The 17,145-nt window shown below is 47.8% G+C and carries 11 protein-coding genes; 9 read left to right on the forward strand and 2 right to left on the reverse strand.

The window, feature by feature from the left end; translation table 11 throughout:
* Positions 1–100: 100 nt before the first annotated feature.
* Both addB and addA read left to right on the forward strand, forming a co-directional pair.
* A complete protein-coding gene (addB, locus tag ACU70B_RS07020) occupies positions 101–3,505 on the forward strand; it encodes a helicase-exonuclease AddAB subunit AddB (protein ID WP_447185635.1) in 3,405 nt (1,134 codons plus the stop codon).
* Positions 3,492–7,058 (forward strand): helicase-exonuclease AddAB subunit AddA, encoded by a 3,567-nt coding sequence (addA, locus tag ACU70B_RS07025; protein ID WP_447185636.1) that lies wholly within the window; start codon positions 3,492–3,494, stop codon positions 7,056–7,058. Before addB ends, addA begins: the two co-directional genes overlap by 14 nt.
* Before the next feature lie 46 nt (positions 7,059–7,104).
* On the opposite strand, the gene ACU70B_RS07030 is transcribed toward addA, so the two are convergent.
* Positions 7,105–8,256: a DUF2225 domain-containing protein gene (locus ACU70B_RS07030; RefSeq protein ID WP_447185637.1), complete on the reverse strand. Its 1,152-nt coding sequence runs from the start codon at positions 8,254–8,256 to the stop codon at positions 7,105–7,107.
* Positions 8,257–8,380: 124 nt separating this feature from the next.
* Between ACU70B_RS07030 and ACU70B_RS07035 the strand changes: the two genes are divergently transcribed.
* Entirely contained in the window at positions 8,381–10,480 is a 2,100-nt protein-coding gene (locus tag ACU70B_RS07035) for a sigma 54-interacting transcriptional regulator (protein ID WP_447185638.1), read from the forward strand.
* Positions 10,481–10,565: 85 nt separating this feature from the next.
* On the opposite strand, the gene ACU70B_RS07040 is transcribed toward ACU70B_RS07035, so the two are convergent.
* Positions 10,566–11,933, reverse strand: a complete 1,368-nt coding sequence (locus ACU70B_RS07040) for an acetyl-CoA hydrolase/transferase family protein (protein WP_447185639.1) — start codon at positions 11,931–11,933, stop codon at positions 10,566–10,568.
* A 612-nt stretch (positions 11,934–12,545) separates the two neighbouring features.
* Between ACU70B_RS07040 and ACU70B_RS07045 the strand changes: the two genes are divergently transcribed.
* The 6 genes from ACU70B_RS07045 to fusA all read left to right on the forward strand — a co-directional run bounded on the left by ACU70B_RS07045 (position 12,546) and on the right by fusA (position 17,108).
* Complete coding sequence (locus tag ACU70B_RS07045; RefSeq protein WP_447185640.1) at positions 12,546–13,133, forward strand: DUF366 family protein; 588 nt, start codon at positions 12,546–12,548, stop codon at positions 13,131–13,133.
* 81 nt (positions 13,134–13,214) lie between these two features.
* On the forward strand, positions 13,215–13,391 hold the full coding sequence (locus ACU70B_RS07050; protein WP_447185641.1) for a YpmA family protein: 177 nt from the start codon (positions 13,215–13,217) through the stop codon (positions 13,389–13,391).
* 12 nt (positions 13,392–13,403) lie between these two features.
* Entirely contained in the window at positions 13,404–13,949 is a 546-nt protein-coding gene (gene lepB, locus ACU70B_RS07055) for a signal peptidase I (protein WP_447185642.1), read from the forward strand.
* A complete protein-coding gene (gene surE, locus ACU70B_RS07060; RefSeq protein WP_447185643.1) occupies positions 13,946–14,731 on the forward strand; it encodes a 5'/3'-nucleotidase SurE in 786 nt (261 codons plus the stop codon). Before lepB ends, surE begins: the two co-directional genes overlap by 4 nt.
* Positions 14,728–14,991: a hypothetical protein gene (locus ACU70B_RS07065; protein ID WP_447185644.1), complete on the forward strand. Its 264-nt coding sequence runs from the start codon at positions 14,728–14,730 to the stop codon at positions 14,989–14,991. The genes surE and ACU70B_RS07065 overlap by 4 nt, the downstream gene beginning before the upstream one ends.
* A 74-nt stretch (positions 14,992–15,065) precedes the next feature.
* Positions 15,066–17,108 (forward strand): elongation factor G, encoded by a 2,043-nt coding sequence (gene fusA / locus ACU70B_RS07070; protein WP_447185645.1) that lies wholly within the window; start codon positions 15,066–15,068, stop codon positions 17,106–17,108.
* Positions 17,109–17,145: the final 37 nt, after the last annotated feature.

Raw genomic sequence — 17,145 nt, forward strand, 5'->3', positions numbered from 1 at the left:
ATGGTATGTCCTTTATTATAGGATTGCTGGTCATGATAAGCAATAAGCCTGGTTATAGGATAAAAATTCACCGGGGCGGATCGGGGAAGGAGATATGGGCGTGACCTTACGATTTATTGCCGGCCGGGCCGGCAAAGGCAAAAGCTATTACATATATAGTGAGATAAAACAACATCTTCAAACAGCCAGCAGTAAGGAGAAACTGATACTGCTGGTGCCTGAGCAATACACTCTCCAGGCGGAGCGGGATTTTATGGACAAGACCGGAATGGAAGGCATTATGCAGTTGGAGATACTGAGCTTCAGCCGCTTGGCCCAGCGGGTATTTGATGAGGCGGGAGGTCTTACCCGGATTATAATCAATGAACAGGGAAAAAGCATGGTTTTGCGCCGGGTAATGGAAGAATTGGAAGGGCAGTTGCTGGTTTACAAGAATTCCTGCCGCCAGAACGGATTTGTAAATGAACTGATGGATTTTATCGCCGGTTTGAAACAGAGAGCGGTTGACCTCCGGGACATAGACGAGATGCGGCTTAACCTTGAAGGGGATTCCCTGCTGAGGCGAAAACTGCATGACCTGGCTTTGATCTATGACCAGTTTAATACCTTTCTGCACCAGCACTATATAGACAGCGAAGATTATATTAACCTGTTTATCGAAAAAATGTCCTTCAGCCGCTACTTGCCCGCTGCCCGGATATGGGTGGATAACTTTGCTACATTTTCCCCGCAGAGTTTGAGGATTCTGGAAAAGCTCATCAGCGTCTGCCCGGAAACCACCGTCAGTATTACCATGGATAATGGTAAAAGCAGCAGGGATGAGGAACTGTTTGCGCTTTCCCGCCGGTCGTACCATAAATTGGTGCAAACGGCGCGAACCCGGGGTATCGCCACCAGGGTGATAAATCTTGATGGGGTCGGCGCCGACCGGTTAAGGGGGAAAGAACTCCTGCACCTGGAACGAGAATTGTTTGCTTATCCCAGTCGCCGATACCCCGGCGCCATCAACCGGATAAGTATTTTTGCTGCCGCCAATCCGGACAGTGAAGTTGAAGACCTGGCTACCAGGCTGATAACCCTGGTGCGTGATGAGGGATACCGCTGGAAGGATATCGCGGTGATCTGCAATGATCTTGATAACTATGGCGGTCTGCTAAAAAGGATATTTCAGGAACATGATATCCCCTTTTTCATGGACCAAAAAAAGGGGGTTATGGACAACCCTATTGTCGAGTTTATACTGGCTTCATTGCACAGCGTGGAGCGGGGCTACCTCTTTGAAGATGTTTTTCGCGGTCTTAAAACCGGTTTGGGAGCCTTGGACGATGAAGCGTGTGAGAAGCTGGAGAATTATGTGCTCAGTTACGGCATCCGGGGCGGCCGCTGGAAAGAACCCTTCTCCCGTGGGGAAGCGGAAAAACTGGAGGACTTAAATCTATGGCGGGAAGCGGTAATAGCTCCGCTGGAGGAAATGAAAACGGCTCTTGCAGAAGAAAAGACCTTTGCCGGTATTACCCGGGCTCTGTATGATTACCTGGATAATCTGGGCGTGCAGCAGAAACTGGGGCGATGGGCAGAAGAACTATGGGGGCAAGAGCTTTACGAGGTGGTTCATGAGTATACCCAAATCTGGAATATGGTAATCGAAACTTTCGACCAGATGGTTGAGATTCTCGGTGAACAGCGGGGAAGCCTGAAAGATTACATCAAGGTACTGGAGGCTGGATTCTCATCCCACGAACTGGGGATGATACCTACGACGGTGGACCAAGTGCTGGTGGGAAATATCCAGCGCTCCAAAAGCCATAATATAAAAGCCCTGTTTGTTATGGGAGTAAATGACGGCATCATACCCTCGGCTAAACATAATGAAGGGGTGTTGTCCTCTGATGAAAGTGATTACTTGGCCGACCAGGGGGTGGATATCTCCGAAAACCTGGAAATGCAGGTGGCTGAGGAAAATTTCCTGATTTACGGCGCCTTTAGCAAGTGTCAGCAAAAGCTGTTTTTATCCTATGCCGGCTCTGACAGCGAGGGTCGGGCCTTGCGCCCGTCATTGCTGCTGGAGCGTATCCGTTATCTCTTTCCCGGGCTGCAAAGTGAAAGCGGTCTGGTAAACGACCGCCGCCGGCAGTTGCAGATGGTATCCCGCCCCCGGAGCAGTTTTAAACATCTGATTGAGAATCTGCGGTTTTATCTGGATAAAAAAACGATGGAGGATTTTTGGTGGGATGTTTATGATTGGTACCGCCGCCAGGACCAGTGGCAGGAACGTTGCGGCATGCTGGCAGAGGCCTTTTTCCACCGCAACCAGGTTGAACCTATCAGCCCCGGGCTTGCCCGGCGGCTGTATAATTTTCCCCTGCGAGGCAGTATTACCCGTCTGGAGCAATTTATTGCCTGTCCCTTTGCCCATTTTATCCGCTATGGACTTTTCCCCCGGGAGAGAAAAGAATTTTCGGTCAAAGCACCCGACATCGGGGAATTGTTTCATAACTCCCTGCTCGGTTTTGCCCTGGAAGTTGAGAAACGGCCCGGAAAGTGGCATGCCATAGAGCGCGAAGAATGCGAGTCCATGATGGATACAGTTATGGATGGAATATTAGCTGCCCAGGAAGCCGGGGTGTTCTTCAGCAGCAACCGCTATCGCTACCTGAGCCGGCGCTTAAAAAGAATCGGCCGTCGAGCTGCCTGGGTTGTGAGTGAACATATTAACCGGGGCAGTTTTACTCCCTTGGGTTATGAAATCCGTTTCGGAAATGGTCAGGCCCTCCCTGCTCTGGCGATAGAACTGGAAAACGGAGAGAGGATGTACCTTGAAGGCCGCATTGACCGGGTGGATATCCTGGACGGCGATGCAGCCAGCTATGTAAGAATAATCGATTATAAAACCGGCGATAAGAGATTGAATCTGGCCGATTGCTATTACGGTTTGAGCCTGCAGCTTCTTATTTATTTGCGAGCCGTACTGGCCAGTGAGCAGAAACTGGAGCGCCCGCTTCTTAAACCGGGCGGAATCTTCTACTTTAAAATAGATGACCCCCTGATTAAGACTGAGCATGAAGTTTTGGAAGTAGTCGAGCAGCAGTTGGCCAAAGAACTGAAGCTCAGGGGGCTGGCGCTGGAGGATGTACATATTGTACGGGAAATGGACCGCGACATCACCGCCTCATCAGATATAATCCCGGTCGGCTTAAAGCAGGACGATAGTTTTAACTCCAACTCGGCGGTTTTGAGCGAAGAAGATTTTGACTATCTGCTGCGCCATGTAGATAACCTGCTGGTAAAAGCCGGTGCTGAGCTGGCAGGAGGCAAAGTGAAAATTGAACCGTATAAATTAGAGAAACATACCGCCTGTGATTTCTGCATCTATAGCTCTATATGCCAGTTCGACCGGCAGTTGCCTGAAAACAGATACCGGCATCTGCCGCCTTTAAAAGATGTTGAAGCTATTCGTAAAATTAGGGCAGAGAACAGGGGAGGTAGTGCGAATGAGCTGGACTAGGGCTCAGGAAGATGCGATTAAGGCCAGGGAATGCAACCTGCTGGTAGCAGCGGCTGCCGGTTCCGGCAAAACCGCAGTGCTGGTGGAACGAATCATACAACTGGTGCTGCATGACGGGATAGATATTAACCGTATGCTGATAGTAACCTTTACCCAGGCGGCGGCTGGCGAGATGAGGGAAAGAATAAGCCAAGCCCTGCAGTCAGAACTGGAAAACAGCCCGGAAGAAAAACGGGAGCTGCACCGGCAGCTCAAGCTCTTGAACCAGGCTTCCATCAGTACCATTCATGCCTTCTGTGCCGATATCCTGCGCCGTTATTTCTATCTGGCCGGAATAGACCCGGGGTTTCGCATCGCTGACAGCATGGAAAGCGATTTGATAAAACTGGAGACCCTGGAGGATGTTCTGGAGGCCGCTTATGAGAAGGAGATCCCCGGATTTTTACATCTGGTGGAGGCATTTGGCAGCAGCAAAAGTGACCAAAACCTCCGGGAACTTATCCTGCGTACTTATGAATTTGCCCAGTGCAAGCCGTATCCGCAGCAATGGCTTCAGGCCCGGGCATCCGATTTTGACCTGGGAAAAGAAGAATTTGCCGGCTGCATGTGGGTGAGGGGGTTGTTGGAGCAACTAAGCATACCGGTGCAGGCGGCAGGCGATCTTTTGGAGGAAGCCTTACAGCTCTGCAACCGCCCGGGTGGGCCGGCGGTATACGCCGATGTTTTGCGGGATGATATAAAAATGTTAGAGGAGCTGTGCCAAACCATAAATCAGGGCGATATTTTTACTGTCTATGCCGTTTTTAACCGTATAAACTATGGCCGTATGCCCCGGGTGGGCAAAGACGTAGATGCCGACCTGAAAGAGCAGGCTAAAGGCCTGCGGGATGAAGCTAAAAATCTTATCCGGCGGGTGGGCAGCGAATACCTGTTCAAGGAACCCGGGCGCTTATTAAGCGACCTCCAAGAGATATATCCGCTGATGGAGGAATTCTGTTCGCTGATTATGGAATTCGGTCATGAATATCAGAAGCGCAAAGCGGATAAAAGCTTGCTCGATTTTAATGATTTGGAGCATTATGCCCTGACCGTATTGAGCCATCCCGAAGCGGCTGCTGAGTACCGGCAAAAATACCAGTATATATTTGTGGACGAATATCAGGACAGCAATGAGGTGCAGGAAACCCTGATCAATTGCATCAAACAGAATGACAACGTGTTTCTGGTGGGCGATATCAAGCAGAGCATCTACCGTTTCCGTCTGGCTGATCCCACTTTATTTATTCAAAAGATGGAGCAATTTCAGGAAATGGAAGGGGAGCTCAACCGGCGGATAGATTTAAGCATCAATTTCCGCAGCCGGGAGGAAATACTTAATGGGGTCAATTATATCTTCAAGCATATCATGTCGCCTTATCTGGGCGAAACAGCTTATGATGCCCGGGCATCCCTTTATCCTGGATTAAAAACGCATGATACCTCCGAAGCAGCTATTGGTCTCTGTCTGATTGATAAAAGCCGAGCCGCTGATGAAGAGGATGAATTGGCCCGGGCAGGGGACGCAGAGATAGAAGCCCTTGTAGCGGCAAAGAAAATCAAGGAATTGCTGGGGCGGCCGATTTATGACCATAAATTGGAAGACTTCCGTGCTCTGGAATACCGGGATGTGGTGGTTCTAATGCGCAGTACCCGTAATTGGATTACAGCCTTCTGGGAGGTGTTTGCCGCCGAAGGAATTCCTGTCTATGCGGATATGGGCAGCGGTTACTTTGAAGCCGGTGAGATTACGATAATTCTTAACCTCCTCCGCTTAGTCGATAACCGCCGTCAGGATATTCCTCTTTTAAGCGTAATGCGTTCTCCCATCGGCAGGTTCACCCTGGAGGAACTGATTCAGATTCGGGTGCAAAGCCAGGCCGGCAGCTATTATGAAGCGGTGGAAAAATACCCGGTGGAAAACGACGCTGATATCGGGGCTAAACTCCAGGGCTTTATGCAAAATTTGAGCCGATGGAAAAAAGAGGCTCGTTATCTCCCTATGGATGAATTTATCTGGAAGATACTGCATGAGACCGGCTATTTCCATTATGTCGGAGCCATGCCCGGGGGGCGGCAGCGTCAGGCCAATCTGAAAGCCTTGCTGGATCGCGCTCGTCAGTTTCAAGATACTTCTGTCAAGGGCCTGTTTAACTTTATCCGCTACATTGATAAGATCCAGGCCCGCAGCGGTGACATGGGCGTAGCCCGGATTCTGGGAGAGAATGAAAATCTGGTGCGGATTATGAGCATCCACCGCAGTAAAGGACTGGAATTTCCGGTAGTAATAGTAGCCGGGCTGGGCAAGCAGTTTAATATGAGCGACAGCAGCGCCGGAATCCTATTGCACAAAGACCTGGGTTTGGGCCCCCGCTATGTAAACCCGGAACTGCGCAGTTACAGCGAAACTATCGCCCGCGTATGCATCAAGAATAAATTAAAACTGGAAAATCTGTCAGAAGAAATGCGTATTCTTTATGTTGCCTGCACGCGGCCGCAGCACAAGCTGATTTTGCTGGGTTCTTTAAGTGATCTGCAAGGAAGCGCCCATAAGTGGAGCCAGCCGCTCACCCCCTTTAACCTGGCTCAAGGGAAAAACCAACTGGACTGGTTGGGCCCGGTGCTGATGCGCCACCCGGACGGAAGCGTTCTGAGAGAATTGGCCGGGGTGTCCCGGATACCGGAGGAACTGTATGACGACCCGTCACAATGGCAGATAGAACTGCTTAAGCGCAGCGAGGCTGGTACTGCTGATGCCAGGGCGGCTGAAATGCTTACCGCGTTTCATGAGCAGGTGGAAAAACATGAGCCCGGCAACGATTTGGAACTGATATCGCAGCGCTTGAACTGGCAATATCCATATCAAGCGGCAGAGAGGATTCCGTCCAAGGTATCGGTATCTCTGCTCAAGGAAGGGAAAAGCCAACCCGGTTTAATGGGCATACACCTGCCGGCCTCATTGGTCCGGCCTCGTTTTGTTGAAGGCGTTAAGCCTTTATCCCCGGCTCAGAAAGGCAGTATAATGCATTTTGTCATGCAGCATATTGAGCTTGACCAGGTGGGAAGTCAGAAGGCTATCGATAAACAGGTTGAAGCTATGGTAGCCCGGGAATTACTCCTGCCTGATGAAGCCGCTGCGGTTGACACTGCTAAAATACTTCGATTTTTCTTTACACCACTGGGCCAAAGGATACTGAACGCGAAGGAAGTGGAAAGGGAAGCAGCCTTTAACCAGTTGCGCCAGGCTGCGGATATAACGGAGAGCGCTGTTGCTCCTGATGAAAAACTGCTGGTTCAAGGCGTAATCGACCTCTTCTTTTATGAAGGCGATGAAATCGTGTTGGTAGACTTTAAAACCGATTATATAAATGGAAATAACCGGGAAGAACTGATAAGTTATTATCAGCCCCAGCTAAAACTATACAAAGAAGCCCTGGAAGCCATCCAGGGCAAAAAAGTAAAGGAGAGCTTCCTCTACTTCTTTGGAATAAATGAAGCTGTGATGCTCGACATATAAATTCAGAATTTTACGGTTTTTATAGCGGCTTTATTTTCATACCTGATTACGGCCTAGGACCATGGCGTTTAGCAGAAACAGCAGGGTCATTTATGGATTCTGTGTATCCGTGTACAATAAACGACTCGTTCCTGGGTCCGGTTAGAACCTCGATGAAGACGGTTTTAAGTTCCTCTTCGTTGCCGAACTGTGCCGGTAAATTGCCTCCCAGTTTTTCCATTACAGCATCCAGCAAGGCGCGGATAACCTGTTCTTTGCTGACCAGGGTTTTGCTGCTGTTATACCCGTTATTGACAATATGGGTAAGCCAGTCAATCTGGTCGGCATAGAGATGAGCCGGCATCTGCATTATAGGCCTGCGCCGGGGGGAGGCAACTTTATCGGCATTATGGTTCGGAGTGGCTAATGCCGAGCCCTCTGCCTGCTGCTTCTGTCCGATAGCCTCCGGCATAGTCCCTTCTTCAATAGAAGAATCGGGGTTCAGCTTCGATTGCTCCCGGGCCAGGGCCCACTGCTCCCGGGCCATTTTTTCAATATGGGGGTACTGTTTTATGTACTTGTGAACTATTACCTTGTTGAACCAGCTTACTGCTTCCTTACAATCACTGTTGCGGCGATACAATTCGCCAATCAGGTACGCTGCCTGGACATCACTCATGTTGCCGATAGACTTAAAATCCTTGTTATACGCCTCCAGATAATGCGATAGCGCCTCCTTGAGATAAACGGTCTCCAATATGGTGTCATTTGTCTCTCTTGCCATCCAGGCCGCACCCATAAACAGGCCTGCCAGTTCGCCGGCTCTGACCTGTTTGAGCTGCGCCGAACGAATAGCCGTTTTAAATGAGCTCAGGGCAGTGGGCAAATCCCTTTCCCCGGTGTATTCGACGGGTTTATCCGGTCGTAATTGATATAGCGCCGGGATAAGCTTTTCCAGCAGTTTAGGGTCTATCTCTTGCGTAAAGCCTTTATTGGAAGCAGCGTAATAACACCCCGGGCATACAATTATTGAGTAATGTAAAGGGCTCACCCCGCGGTAAATTACGTGCAGGTCGGCTTCCTTATCTTGGACATAAACAGCTGAACTGCGAACCGCCAGGGAAGTAAAATTGCTTTTGCATACCGGGCAAATATACTGTCTTGCAAAAAAGGGGCTATGTTCAGTCACCAGAATCACCTCATCAAAAATAATTCTCACAAAGTGTCCATAAATCCTCTAATTATATTTATAATTAACATAAGCCTTAGGGTGAAAGGCTAAGCTTATAAAAAGCGAGACTGCATTAAGGGGATGATAATGACATAGGGGGGGAGGAAGTAGTTTGAGAGTTAAGAGCTTTATGAGCACCGACCTCATCCTCCTATCACCGGATGATACTCTGGGGGAAGTGGCCACTCTGTTTTTAGACAAGAAAATAGATGGCGCACCGGTGGTAGAGGATGGACAATTAGTGGGACTTCTGACTAAAACCCATCTTATTCGCGCTATGAGCCAGGAGATACCCTTGAACCACACGGTAAGAGAGTTTATGAGCCGGCTGGTAAAGACCCTGCCTCCGGAACAACCTATCGACGAGGTCGATATAATGTATACCGGCCGCTATCCGGTGGTAGAAAATGGAAAACTGGTAGGCATTATCACCAAGTCTGACATCATGGTGGCCCTGACCGAAATAATTGAGGAAATGTCGGGGCAGTTGGAGATAGTCATAAACTCAGCCTATAATCCTATCGTGGCTATTGACCGTAAAGGCATCATAACCATCTGGAATCAGGCTGCTGAGAATCTGACCCGGCTCAAGAAAAAAGATATAATTGGCCGGTTTATCAACGACATCATACCTGAAAGCGAGCTTGTCGATATTATTGAAAGCGGCCGCTGCGAATATGGCATCAGGTTATGCATCGGCAGCAGATCGTTTATAACCAATCGGGCTCCGATTGTTAAAAACGGCGAGATTACCGGTGCCGTTGCTGTACTCTATGATGTCTCAGAATTGGAGAACGTTTCCCGTGAACTGGAATATGTGAAAACGTTGAACTCGGAAATGGATGCCATAATCGATTCCTCTTTCGACGGATTATATATTACCGATGGTTCAGGCATGACCTTAAGAATTAACAAAGCCGTCAGGAGGATGACCGGTCTGGGGGAAGAAGACCTGGTGAACAAGACCATGAGTGAACTGGTGGAAACCGGGGTGCTTTCCCGATCTGCCAGTCTGCTGGTACTGGAGCGCAAGGAAGCGATAACGACCACCCTGGTTACGGTTACCGGAACCACCCTGCTGGTAAGTGCCACCCCGGTTTTTGACGAAAAGGGCGATATATTCCGGGTGGTTACCAGTGTGCGCGATATCAGCGAGCTTAACATGTTGAAGCAAAAGGTAGAGCAACTGGAAGGTTTGAAAAAACATTTCGAATTTCAGATGAATGAAATGAAAATCCGTTTATCGGAAGATCTGATTTTCAAGAACAAAGAAATGGAGAAGGTTGTTTACCAGGCCATGAAAATTGCCGAAGTCGATTCCACCGTACTGATTTCCGGTGAATCGGGTGTTGGCAAAGAGGTCATTGGAGAAATAATTCAACGCAACAGCATACGCAGTAAAGGCCCTTTTGTAAAGCTGAACTGTGCTGCCATACCGGAGAATCTACTGGAATCGGAGCTGTTCGGTTATGAACCGGGGGCATTTACCGGAGCCAGGAGGGAAGGGAAGCCCGGCCTTTTTGAAGTAGCTACCGAAGGAACCATGCTGCTGGATGAAATCGGAGATGTTCCCCTGCACCTGCAGGTAAAACTATTGCGGGCCCTGCAGCAAAAGGAGATATTCAGGGTAGGCGGAACCAAACCCATAAGCATTGATGTAAGGATAATAGCCATAACCAATCGTGACCTGGAAGAAATGGTGAGGAAGGGTGAGTTCCGGGAAGACTTGTACTACCGGCTCAATGTGGTACCTATCCATGTGCCCGCTCTGAGGGAGAGAAGGGAAGATATCCCCCTTCTGGTGCGGCATTTTCTGGCCAAGTTTAACGAACGCTATAACCTGAAAAAGTCGATTAGCCCGGAAGCCATAGAATTGATGATGACTTATTCGTGGCCCGGCAATATCAGACAGCTGGAAAACCTGATCGAAAGGCTGGTCGTTACTACCAGTACGGAAGAGATTGATATTCATCAACTGCCGGTGTACTTCATGCAGTCAGACAGCAGGGGAACAGGCAACACCCATCAGCCGATAAGCGTTAACAGCATAATACCACTGAAAAAAGCGGTGGAGAGCTTGGAAAGACAATTGCTGGAGAAGACCTTTTCGGTAACCAGTTCATGCTACAAGGCAGCTCGTCTTTTGGAAGTGGATGCTTCAACCGTTTCGCGTAAGGCTACCCGCTACAACATTAAATACAAGGGCAATTAGAAATAGAAAGGCAGGTGTCCGAATAAATTAGACACCTGCTAGAAAGAAGAACGCTAAAAGCTAATTAGATAATAATCATTTTATATTATGCATCCTGTTTATTGGTTCTTAGCCATATATTGGCTGCTTCGGCTTCTTTTATCAGTTCATCCCTGAAGTCCGGGTGAGCGATATTAATCAGGGCCTCGGCTCTCTGCCACGTAGTCCGGCCTTTCATAAGGGCCACGCCGAATTCGGTTATCACATAATAATTTATCGAGCGTGGTACCGTAATTATGGTTTTGGGGGCAAAGGAGGCTTTAATGCGGGAAGCAACTTCGCCGTTTTTTAATTTAACGGTGGAACTCAGGCAAATCAATCCCTTACCGCCTTTGGAACGGAAGGACCCGAATATAAAATCAAACTGCCCGCCGGTACCGGATATCTGCCGGGGACCGGAGGCTTCAGACGCTACCTGACCGTACAGGTCAACCTCCAGGGCATTATTGATAGCAAAAACATTGTCATTCTGGGCAATAATAAAGGGGTCATTGGTATATCCAACCGGGTAGCTGGCGCAAACCGGATTATTATCCATGAAGTTGTAAAGCTTATCAGTACCCATAGCAAATGTATACACCATTTTACCTTTGTCTATGCTCTTGCGTTTACCATTAACCCGGCCGGATTCATGCATATCGACAAAGGAATCCACCAGCATTTCGGTATGAACCCCCAGGTCCTTGAGATCGGAGTCTGCAATAAGTGAGCCTACCACATTGGGCATGGCCCCAATCCCCAGCTGCAGGCAAACGCCATCTTCCATCAGTCCCATTACTATGTTGGCTATTTTGCGGTCAGTTTCGCTTACCGGAGTTTCCGGCAAATTGTATAATTTGGCATTGGTACTGTTCTCGACTATATAATCTACCTGAGAAATATGAACCGATTCACCGTTTCCGCCCAGGCATATAGGCACTGATTTATTTACCTCGACGATAATTTTTTTGGCTTTAGCGGTTACATAGGAACTAAGCGAGTTGGAAGTGCCTATGTTGAAATAGCCGTTATTATCCATCGGAGCTACCGGAACGAAGGCCACATCCACATCACAGAATTCATCGTATAATTTTCCGCCTTCATGATAGGTAACGGGTATATAATTGCATAGCCCCTTCTCCTGTAACGCCCGGGAAATACCGGAATAATGCCAATCGTTAAAAACAAAATGTTTTCTGTCCGGATCTGCCTTAACCACTTCCGGAATTATGGTAATAGTAACAGCACGGATTTTTACATCTTCCAGTTCGTTTACCCGCCGGGCCAATGCGGCATCAAGGTCTTTGGGCTGCATCACAAATTCACCGTACTGAACCCAATCGCCGGATTTAACAATTTTAACTGCTTCATCTGCGCTGACCAGTTTCTCTTTATACTGATCCATCAGCAGATTTTGGGATAAAATCACCGCCATAGTATAACCCCCTTCTAAATTTAAATGTGGAAAATCGCTCTAAAAAGGCATACAATGGAAATAAGCCACTTTACTATGGGGATATTAGCTATTAGCTGATGTCCCATTTTCTTTAGATCTATTATCTATAGCTTTTAGCTGCAAATGAGCATCACATCCCCGGTAATAATTACTTGCTTATAATCACCCCCGACTCAAACTAAAGTAATTTATATACCGATTCGCCTTTTGAAAATGCAAAAATTATGCCACGTCTGTAATAATGCTTGAAGAAATAATATATGTGAAGAATAAGTAAATACATATAACTTCGGTATTTTAGTTGTTAACACTTGTTAAATCCAGTCGAAGATATCAGAAAAAACCAAAGCTGAACCCCGTATCCCAAGCTATTTATTGCGATTTTGCATTTAAATCATGCGAATTTGCAATAAAACAAAGCGGTATTATCAGGTTGCCCTATCTAATACTTGCAAAACTGCATTATATATGATGATAGCGTCGTTGGTTTTTAAAAAATCAGAATTGATGGTAAAATTTATATTGATTTAACCATGAGATATCATGAGATAGAACAATAAGGTTAATAATATAGGAAGGCGAGGAAAACTTATGCTGAAAACACTCTATTTAAACCAATCCATAAGCTACAGCGGAAAAGAACTGGAGCCCCACTGGATATATCGCAATTTTGATATTATGGGAGACGCTGTGGTGGCTTTTTGCGGGGAAGTCCGGGTGCCCCAGTCATTTATGCTGGATCAGACTGATATATTGGATCAAACCTATATATATTCACCACTAATGCTGAGTTTCATTATCGAACATTTTGATAACGACTTAAATCTGGGGCTTTACCGCCAGCGCCTGTTTTTGATCGGCATGAAAGAGGAACTGGAGCAGCTTGGTCTTGCGGTGGTGCGCAGGGGAGAAGCTCTATATGCCAATAATGGCAAGCTGACGGTTGGGGTTGCTTCCAGTTCCAATGTTTCAACCCTATTGCATATAGGGATCAATATCAGAGCCGACGGCGCTCCGGTCAAAGCCGCAGGACTGGCGGATTTGGGTGTGAGCGATATCCAGTCTTTTGCCGAAAATGTAATGCGGCGCTACCGTATTGAACTGGAGCAGATATACGAAGCCCGCTGCCGTATCCGCGGTATAGTCGCCGGACACAGTCCCCGAGGTTCCCTTATCTAAAAAAGAATAAAAAGAGATAGGGCCCAACTTGTAATGTGGCAGCGCTTAAACTACAATATTACAGGGAAAGGAGACCAGATTGTGAACGAAGATAACGGCAAGTTGGAACTGATTGCCTTTAAAAGCTTTGCCAGTAATCCGGAGTTGATTTATATCATTGATTTTTTAAACAAGAGCCTGAAGGAAAAAAAAATAATGTTTGGACTTACTAAAGACAAGGAAAAGAACGAGATGGTCATAAATATATATGAGTTTTAGCGGGGGGTATATATGAGCAAGGAGATCAAGGATTTTGTAAAAGAGTTATTAAGCATAGTAATTATTGCTTTTGTTCTGGCTATGATTTTAAGGACCTTTGTTATTGAGGGGCGCATAATCCCTTCCGCATCTATGCTGCCAACTATACAACTGAAGGACAGGGTTATGGTAAATAAATTTATATATCGCTTTAAAGAACCTGAGCGGGGGGATATTGTGGTGTTTGCCCCGCCGGAAGCTTTGCACACCAATCAGGACTATATCAAAAGGGTAATCGGTCTGCCCGGGGATATTGTGGAAATGAAGAATGGCAAGGTTTACATAAATGACCGTCCCTTGAAAGAACCCTATCTGGCTGAAGCCCTGAGCTATGAATATGGCCCGGTGGAGGTACCGGAGGGCTGCCTGATGGTTCTGGGCGATAACCGCAATCACAGCTTTGACAGCCATTACTGGAATGCCTGGCTTACCCGGGACAGGTTAAAAGGCAAAGCTTTCTTTACCTATTGGCCTTATAATCACATAAAACTTCTGGAGCGGGAGGTTTCATTCGAATGAGAATCCTGCTGACCAATGATGATGGTATTCATGCCCGGGGTATTCACAGCCTGGCCCGGGAATTGAGTTCCCTGGGCGAACTATTTGTAGTAGCACCGGACCGGGAAAGAAGCGGAACCGGTCATTCCATTACCGTTTTTGAGCCCATCCGGGTAATTAAGACCAGTATGTCGGAAGCCAATGCTGCCTGGATAGTAGGCGGCACCCCGGTCGACTGTGTCAAACTGGCTCTGAATACTCTGGTTAAGCAGGATATAGACCTGGTAGTATCGGGAATCAACCACGGCCCTAATCTGGGCACGGATGTCCTTTACTCGGGTACCGTTTCTGCCGCCGCCGAGGGGGTAATACTGGGCATCCCTTCACTGGCAGTATCGCTTAATTCCTATCGGGAAGACATGGAATTTGATTATGCAGCCCGGTTTACCCGTAATATAATCAGGGTGGCCAGTAAACGCGGGTTGGAGAAAAAAACGCTGATCAACGTTAATATACCGGCCCTGGGGAAAAAAGAGATCAAAGGGGTCAGAATCACCAAGCTGGGGATCAGGAATTATGATAATCTCTTCGAGGAGCGGCAGGACCCTCGCGGGAATACTTACTATTGGCTGGGAGGGGGAGTTGTCAAGGAGGAACAGGAGTCCGAAAGCGACGTGGTTGCGGTTCAGGACGGTTATATCAGTATAACCCCTATACATCTGGATCTTACCGACTATCACTTAATTGATGAGTACCGCCAATCTTTTGCTGCTTATCTCAATCTGTCGGGAGACATGCCATGATATTCCTGAGCCTTGTTCTGAATACCCTATTGTTCTTCGTAATTTTAAACCTATCATATTTAAGACAGAAAAGACTCGACCCTGATTTTCCAGATAAGCCCTTTAGCAAGCTGGTACTCTTTCCTCTGGCCCTGGGCATAGTGTTTACCCTTATTATAGACATGTTCAAGGGCATTTTTATTTACCAGATGCTTCTGTTTGGGTTGGCTGCGCTGTTTCTTTACTGGATTTTTTATGTACTTGGCAAAAAGCCGGATTAGAAAAAATTTTTGCTACTTTATACAAAGTATAGTACCATTTTTACAGTTATAGTTGAATACGAGGAGGTTATTGGATGAAGGTTTACCCTACTAGTAAAATTCGCAATATTGCTCTTGTCGGCCACGGAGGTACCGGTAAAACCTCCCTGGCAGAGGCGATGCTGTATAATACGGGAGCTACCAAGCGGATGGGGAAGGTAGATGACGGTAATTCCGCGGCAGATTATCTGCCGGAAGAGGTAAAAAGAAAGATCACCATTAGTACTGCATTGGTTCCCTGTGAATACAGGGAGTGTAAGATAAATATACTGGATACCCCGGGTTATGCAGATTTTTATTATGAAGTGGTAGGCGCTCTGCGGGTGGTGGATTCCATCTTGGTGGTGCTGTCAGCAACTGCCGGCGTAGAGGTTCAGACCGAAGTAATCTGGGAGGATTTCCCCGATGTCCCCAAGATTGCTTTTATCAATAAAATGGACCGGGAAAATGCCGATTTCTATAAAGTCCTGAACGAATTGCAAGATACTTTTTCCGATAACATTGTTCCTATACAACTGCCGATTGGAGCTGAGGACAGTTTCAAGGGGGTAGTCGACCTGGTCAAGATGAAGGCGCTGATATTTGAAGCCGGAACCGGCAAGATCAGCGAACAGGATATACCGGCAGATATGCTGGACGACGTCCAGGCTTATAAAGAAACCCTGATTGAAGCTGCTGCGGAGGCCGATGACGACCTGCTGGCCAAGTACCTGGAAGGTGAGGAACTGAGTGACGCGGAAATAATAGAAGGTATTAAAGCTGCGGCTGCCACGGGCTCAGCCGTTTTCGTATTCTGCGGTTCCGCTCTGAACAATGTCGGCATTCAACCAGTTATGGATTTTATCGCCGACTGTGGAGCCGCCCCGGATACCAATCCTCTGATAAAGGGGAAAGATCTTGATAATTCGCCTTTATCCGCTCAGGTTTTCAAAACCATCGCCGACCCTTATATCGGCCGCCTGAATATGTTCCGGGTGTTTACCGGTAAGATGAAGGCCGACTCGGTAGTCTATAACGCCAACAAGGAAAAAGAAGAAAAAATTGCTCAGCTTTTAATAATGACCGGTAAAGAGCAGGCCGGAGTGCCGGAATTATATGCCGGAGATATAGCTGCAGTGGCCAAATTGGCAGCGACCGGTACCGGGGACAGCCTGACGGTAAAGTCTGGCTCGGCAGTAATGGAGCCCATCCAGTTTCCCGAACCGACCCTCAGCATAGCCATTGAACCGAAAAGCAAGGGCGATGAGGATAAACTGAGCGGAGCTCTGCAGCGTCTCCTGGAAGAAGACCCTACCATTTCGGTGGAGAAAAACGCCGAGACCAAACAGACCATAATGAAGACCATGGGCGACACCCATGTCGATATAATAATTGACAAACTGGCCCGTAAATTCGGGGTCGATGTGGTCAGCAAGGAAATGCGGATACCATATCGGGAGACTATCAGGGGCACAGTCGAAGCCGAAGGTAAGCATAAGAAGCAATCCGGCGGGCATGGGCAGTACGGGCATGTCTGGATTAAGTTTGAACCGACCGAAGAAGGCGAATTCATCTTCGAAGAAAATGTATTCGGCGGGTCCGTACCGCGCAACTACTTCCCGGCGGTAGAGAAGGGCCTGATAGAGGCCATGGAGGAAGGGGTTCTGGCCGGCTACCCGGTTACCAACCTCAAGGCAACCCTTTATGATGGTTCCTATCATTCGGTGGACTCCTCCGAAATGGCATTCAAAATGGCTGCCCGCCTGGCCTTCAAAAAAGGGGTGGAGGCTGCCAAACCGGTTTTGCTGGAGCCTATTGTCAATGTGCAGATTGAAGTGCCTGATACTTACATGGGAGACATCATCGGTGATTTGAACAGCAAGCGCGGCCGGGTAATGGGCATGGAGCCTGCGGGCACCAAACAGATGATAAAGGCGCAGGTACCGCTGGCGGAAATGGCCCGCTACACCATCGACCTGAAGTCCATGACCCAGGGGCGGGGCAAGTTCAAAATGGAATTCTCTCATTATGAGGAAGTACCGGCCCAGTTCGCCGAAAAGATAATTCAGAAAGCCAAACAGGAAAAAGAGGAGAAATAGAAAAACACCACAAGAGAGGGCCGTTTTCCCAAGGCCC

This window comes from Syntrophomonas curvata (genome assembly GCF_052976825.1).

Coding starts and splice junctions, on each gene's coding strand:
- addA (WP_447185636.1), top strand. CDS start 3,492: ATGAGCTGGACTAGGGCTCAGGAAGATGCGATTAAGGCCAGGGAATGC.
- ACU70B_RS07040 (WP_447185639.1), bottom strand. CDS start 11,933: ATGGCGGTGATTTTATCCCAAAATCTGCTGATGGATCAGTATAAAGAG.
- ACU70B_RS07045 (WP_447185640.1), top strand. CDS start 12,546: ATGCTGAAAACACTCTATTTAAACCAATCCATAAGCTACAGCGGAAAA.
- lepB (WP_447185642.1), top strand. CDS start 13,404: ATGAGCAAGGAGATCAAGGATTTTGTAAAAGAGTTATTAAGCATAGTA.
- surE (WP_447185643.1), top strand. CDS start 13,946: ATGAGAATCCTGCTGACCAATGATGATGGTATTCATGCCCGGGGTATT.
- ACU70B_RS07065 (WP_447185644.1), top strand. CDS start 14,728: ATGATATTCCTGAGCCTTGTTCTGAATACCCTATTGTTCTTCGTAATT.
- fusA (WP_447185645.1), top strand. CDS start 15,066: ATGAAGGTTTACCCTACTAGTAAAATTCGCAATATTGCTCTTGTCGGC.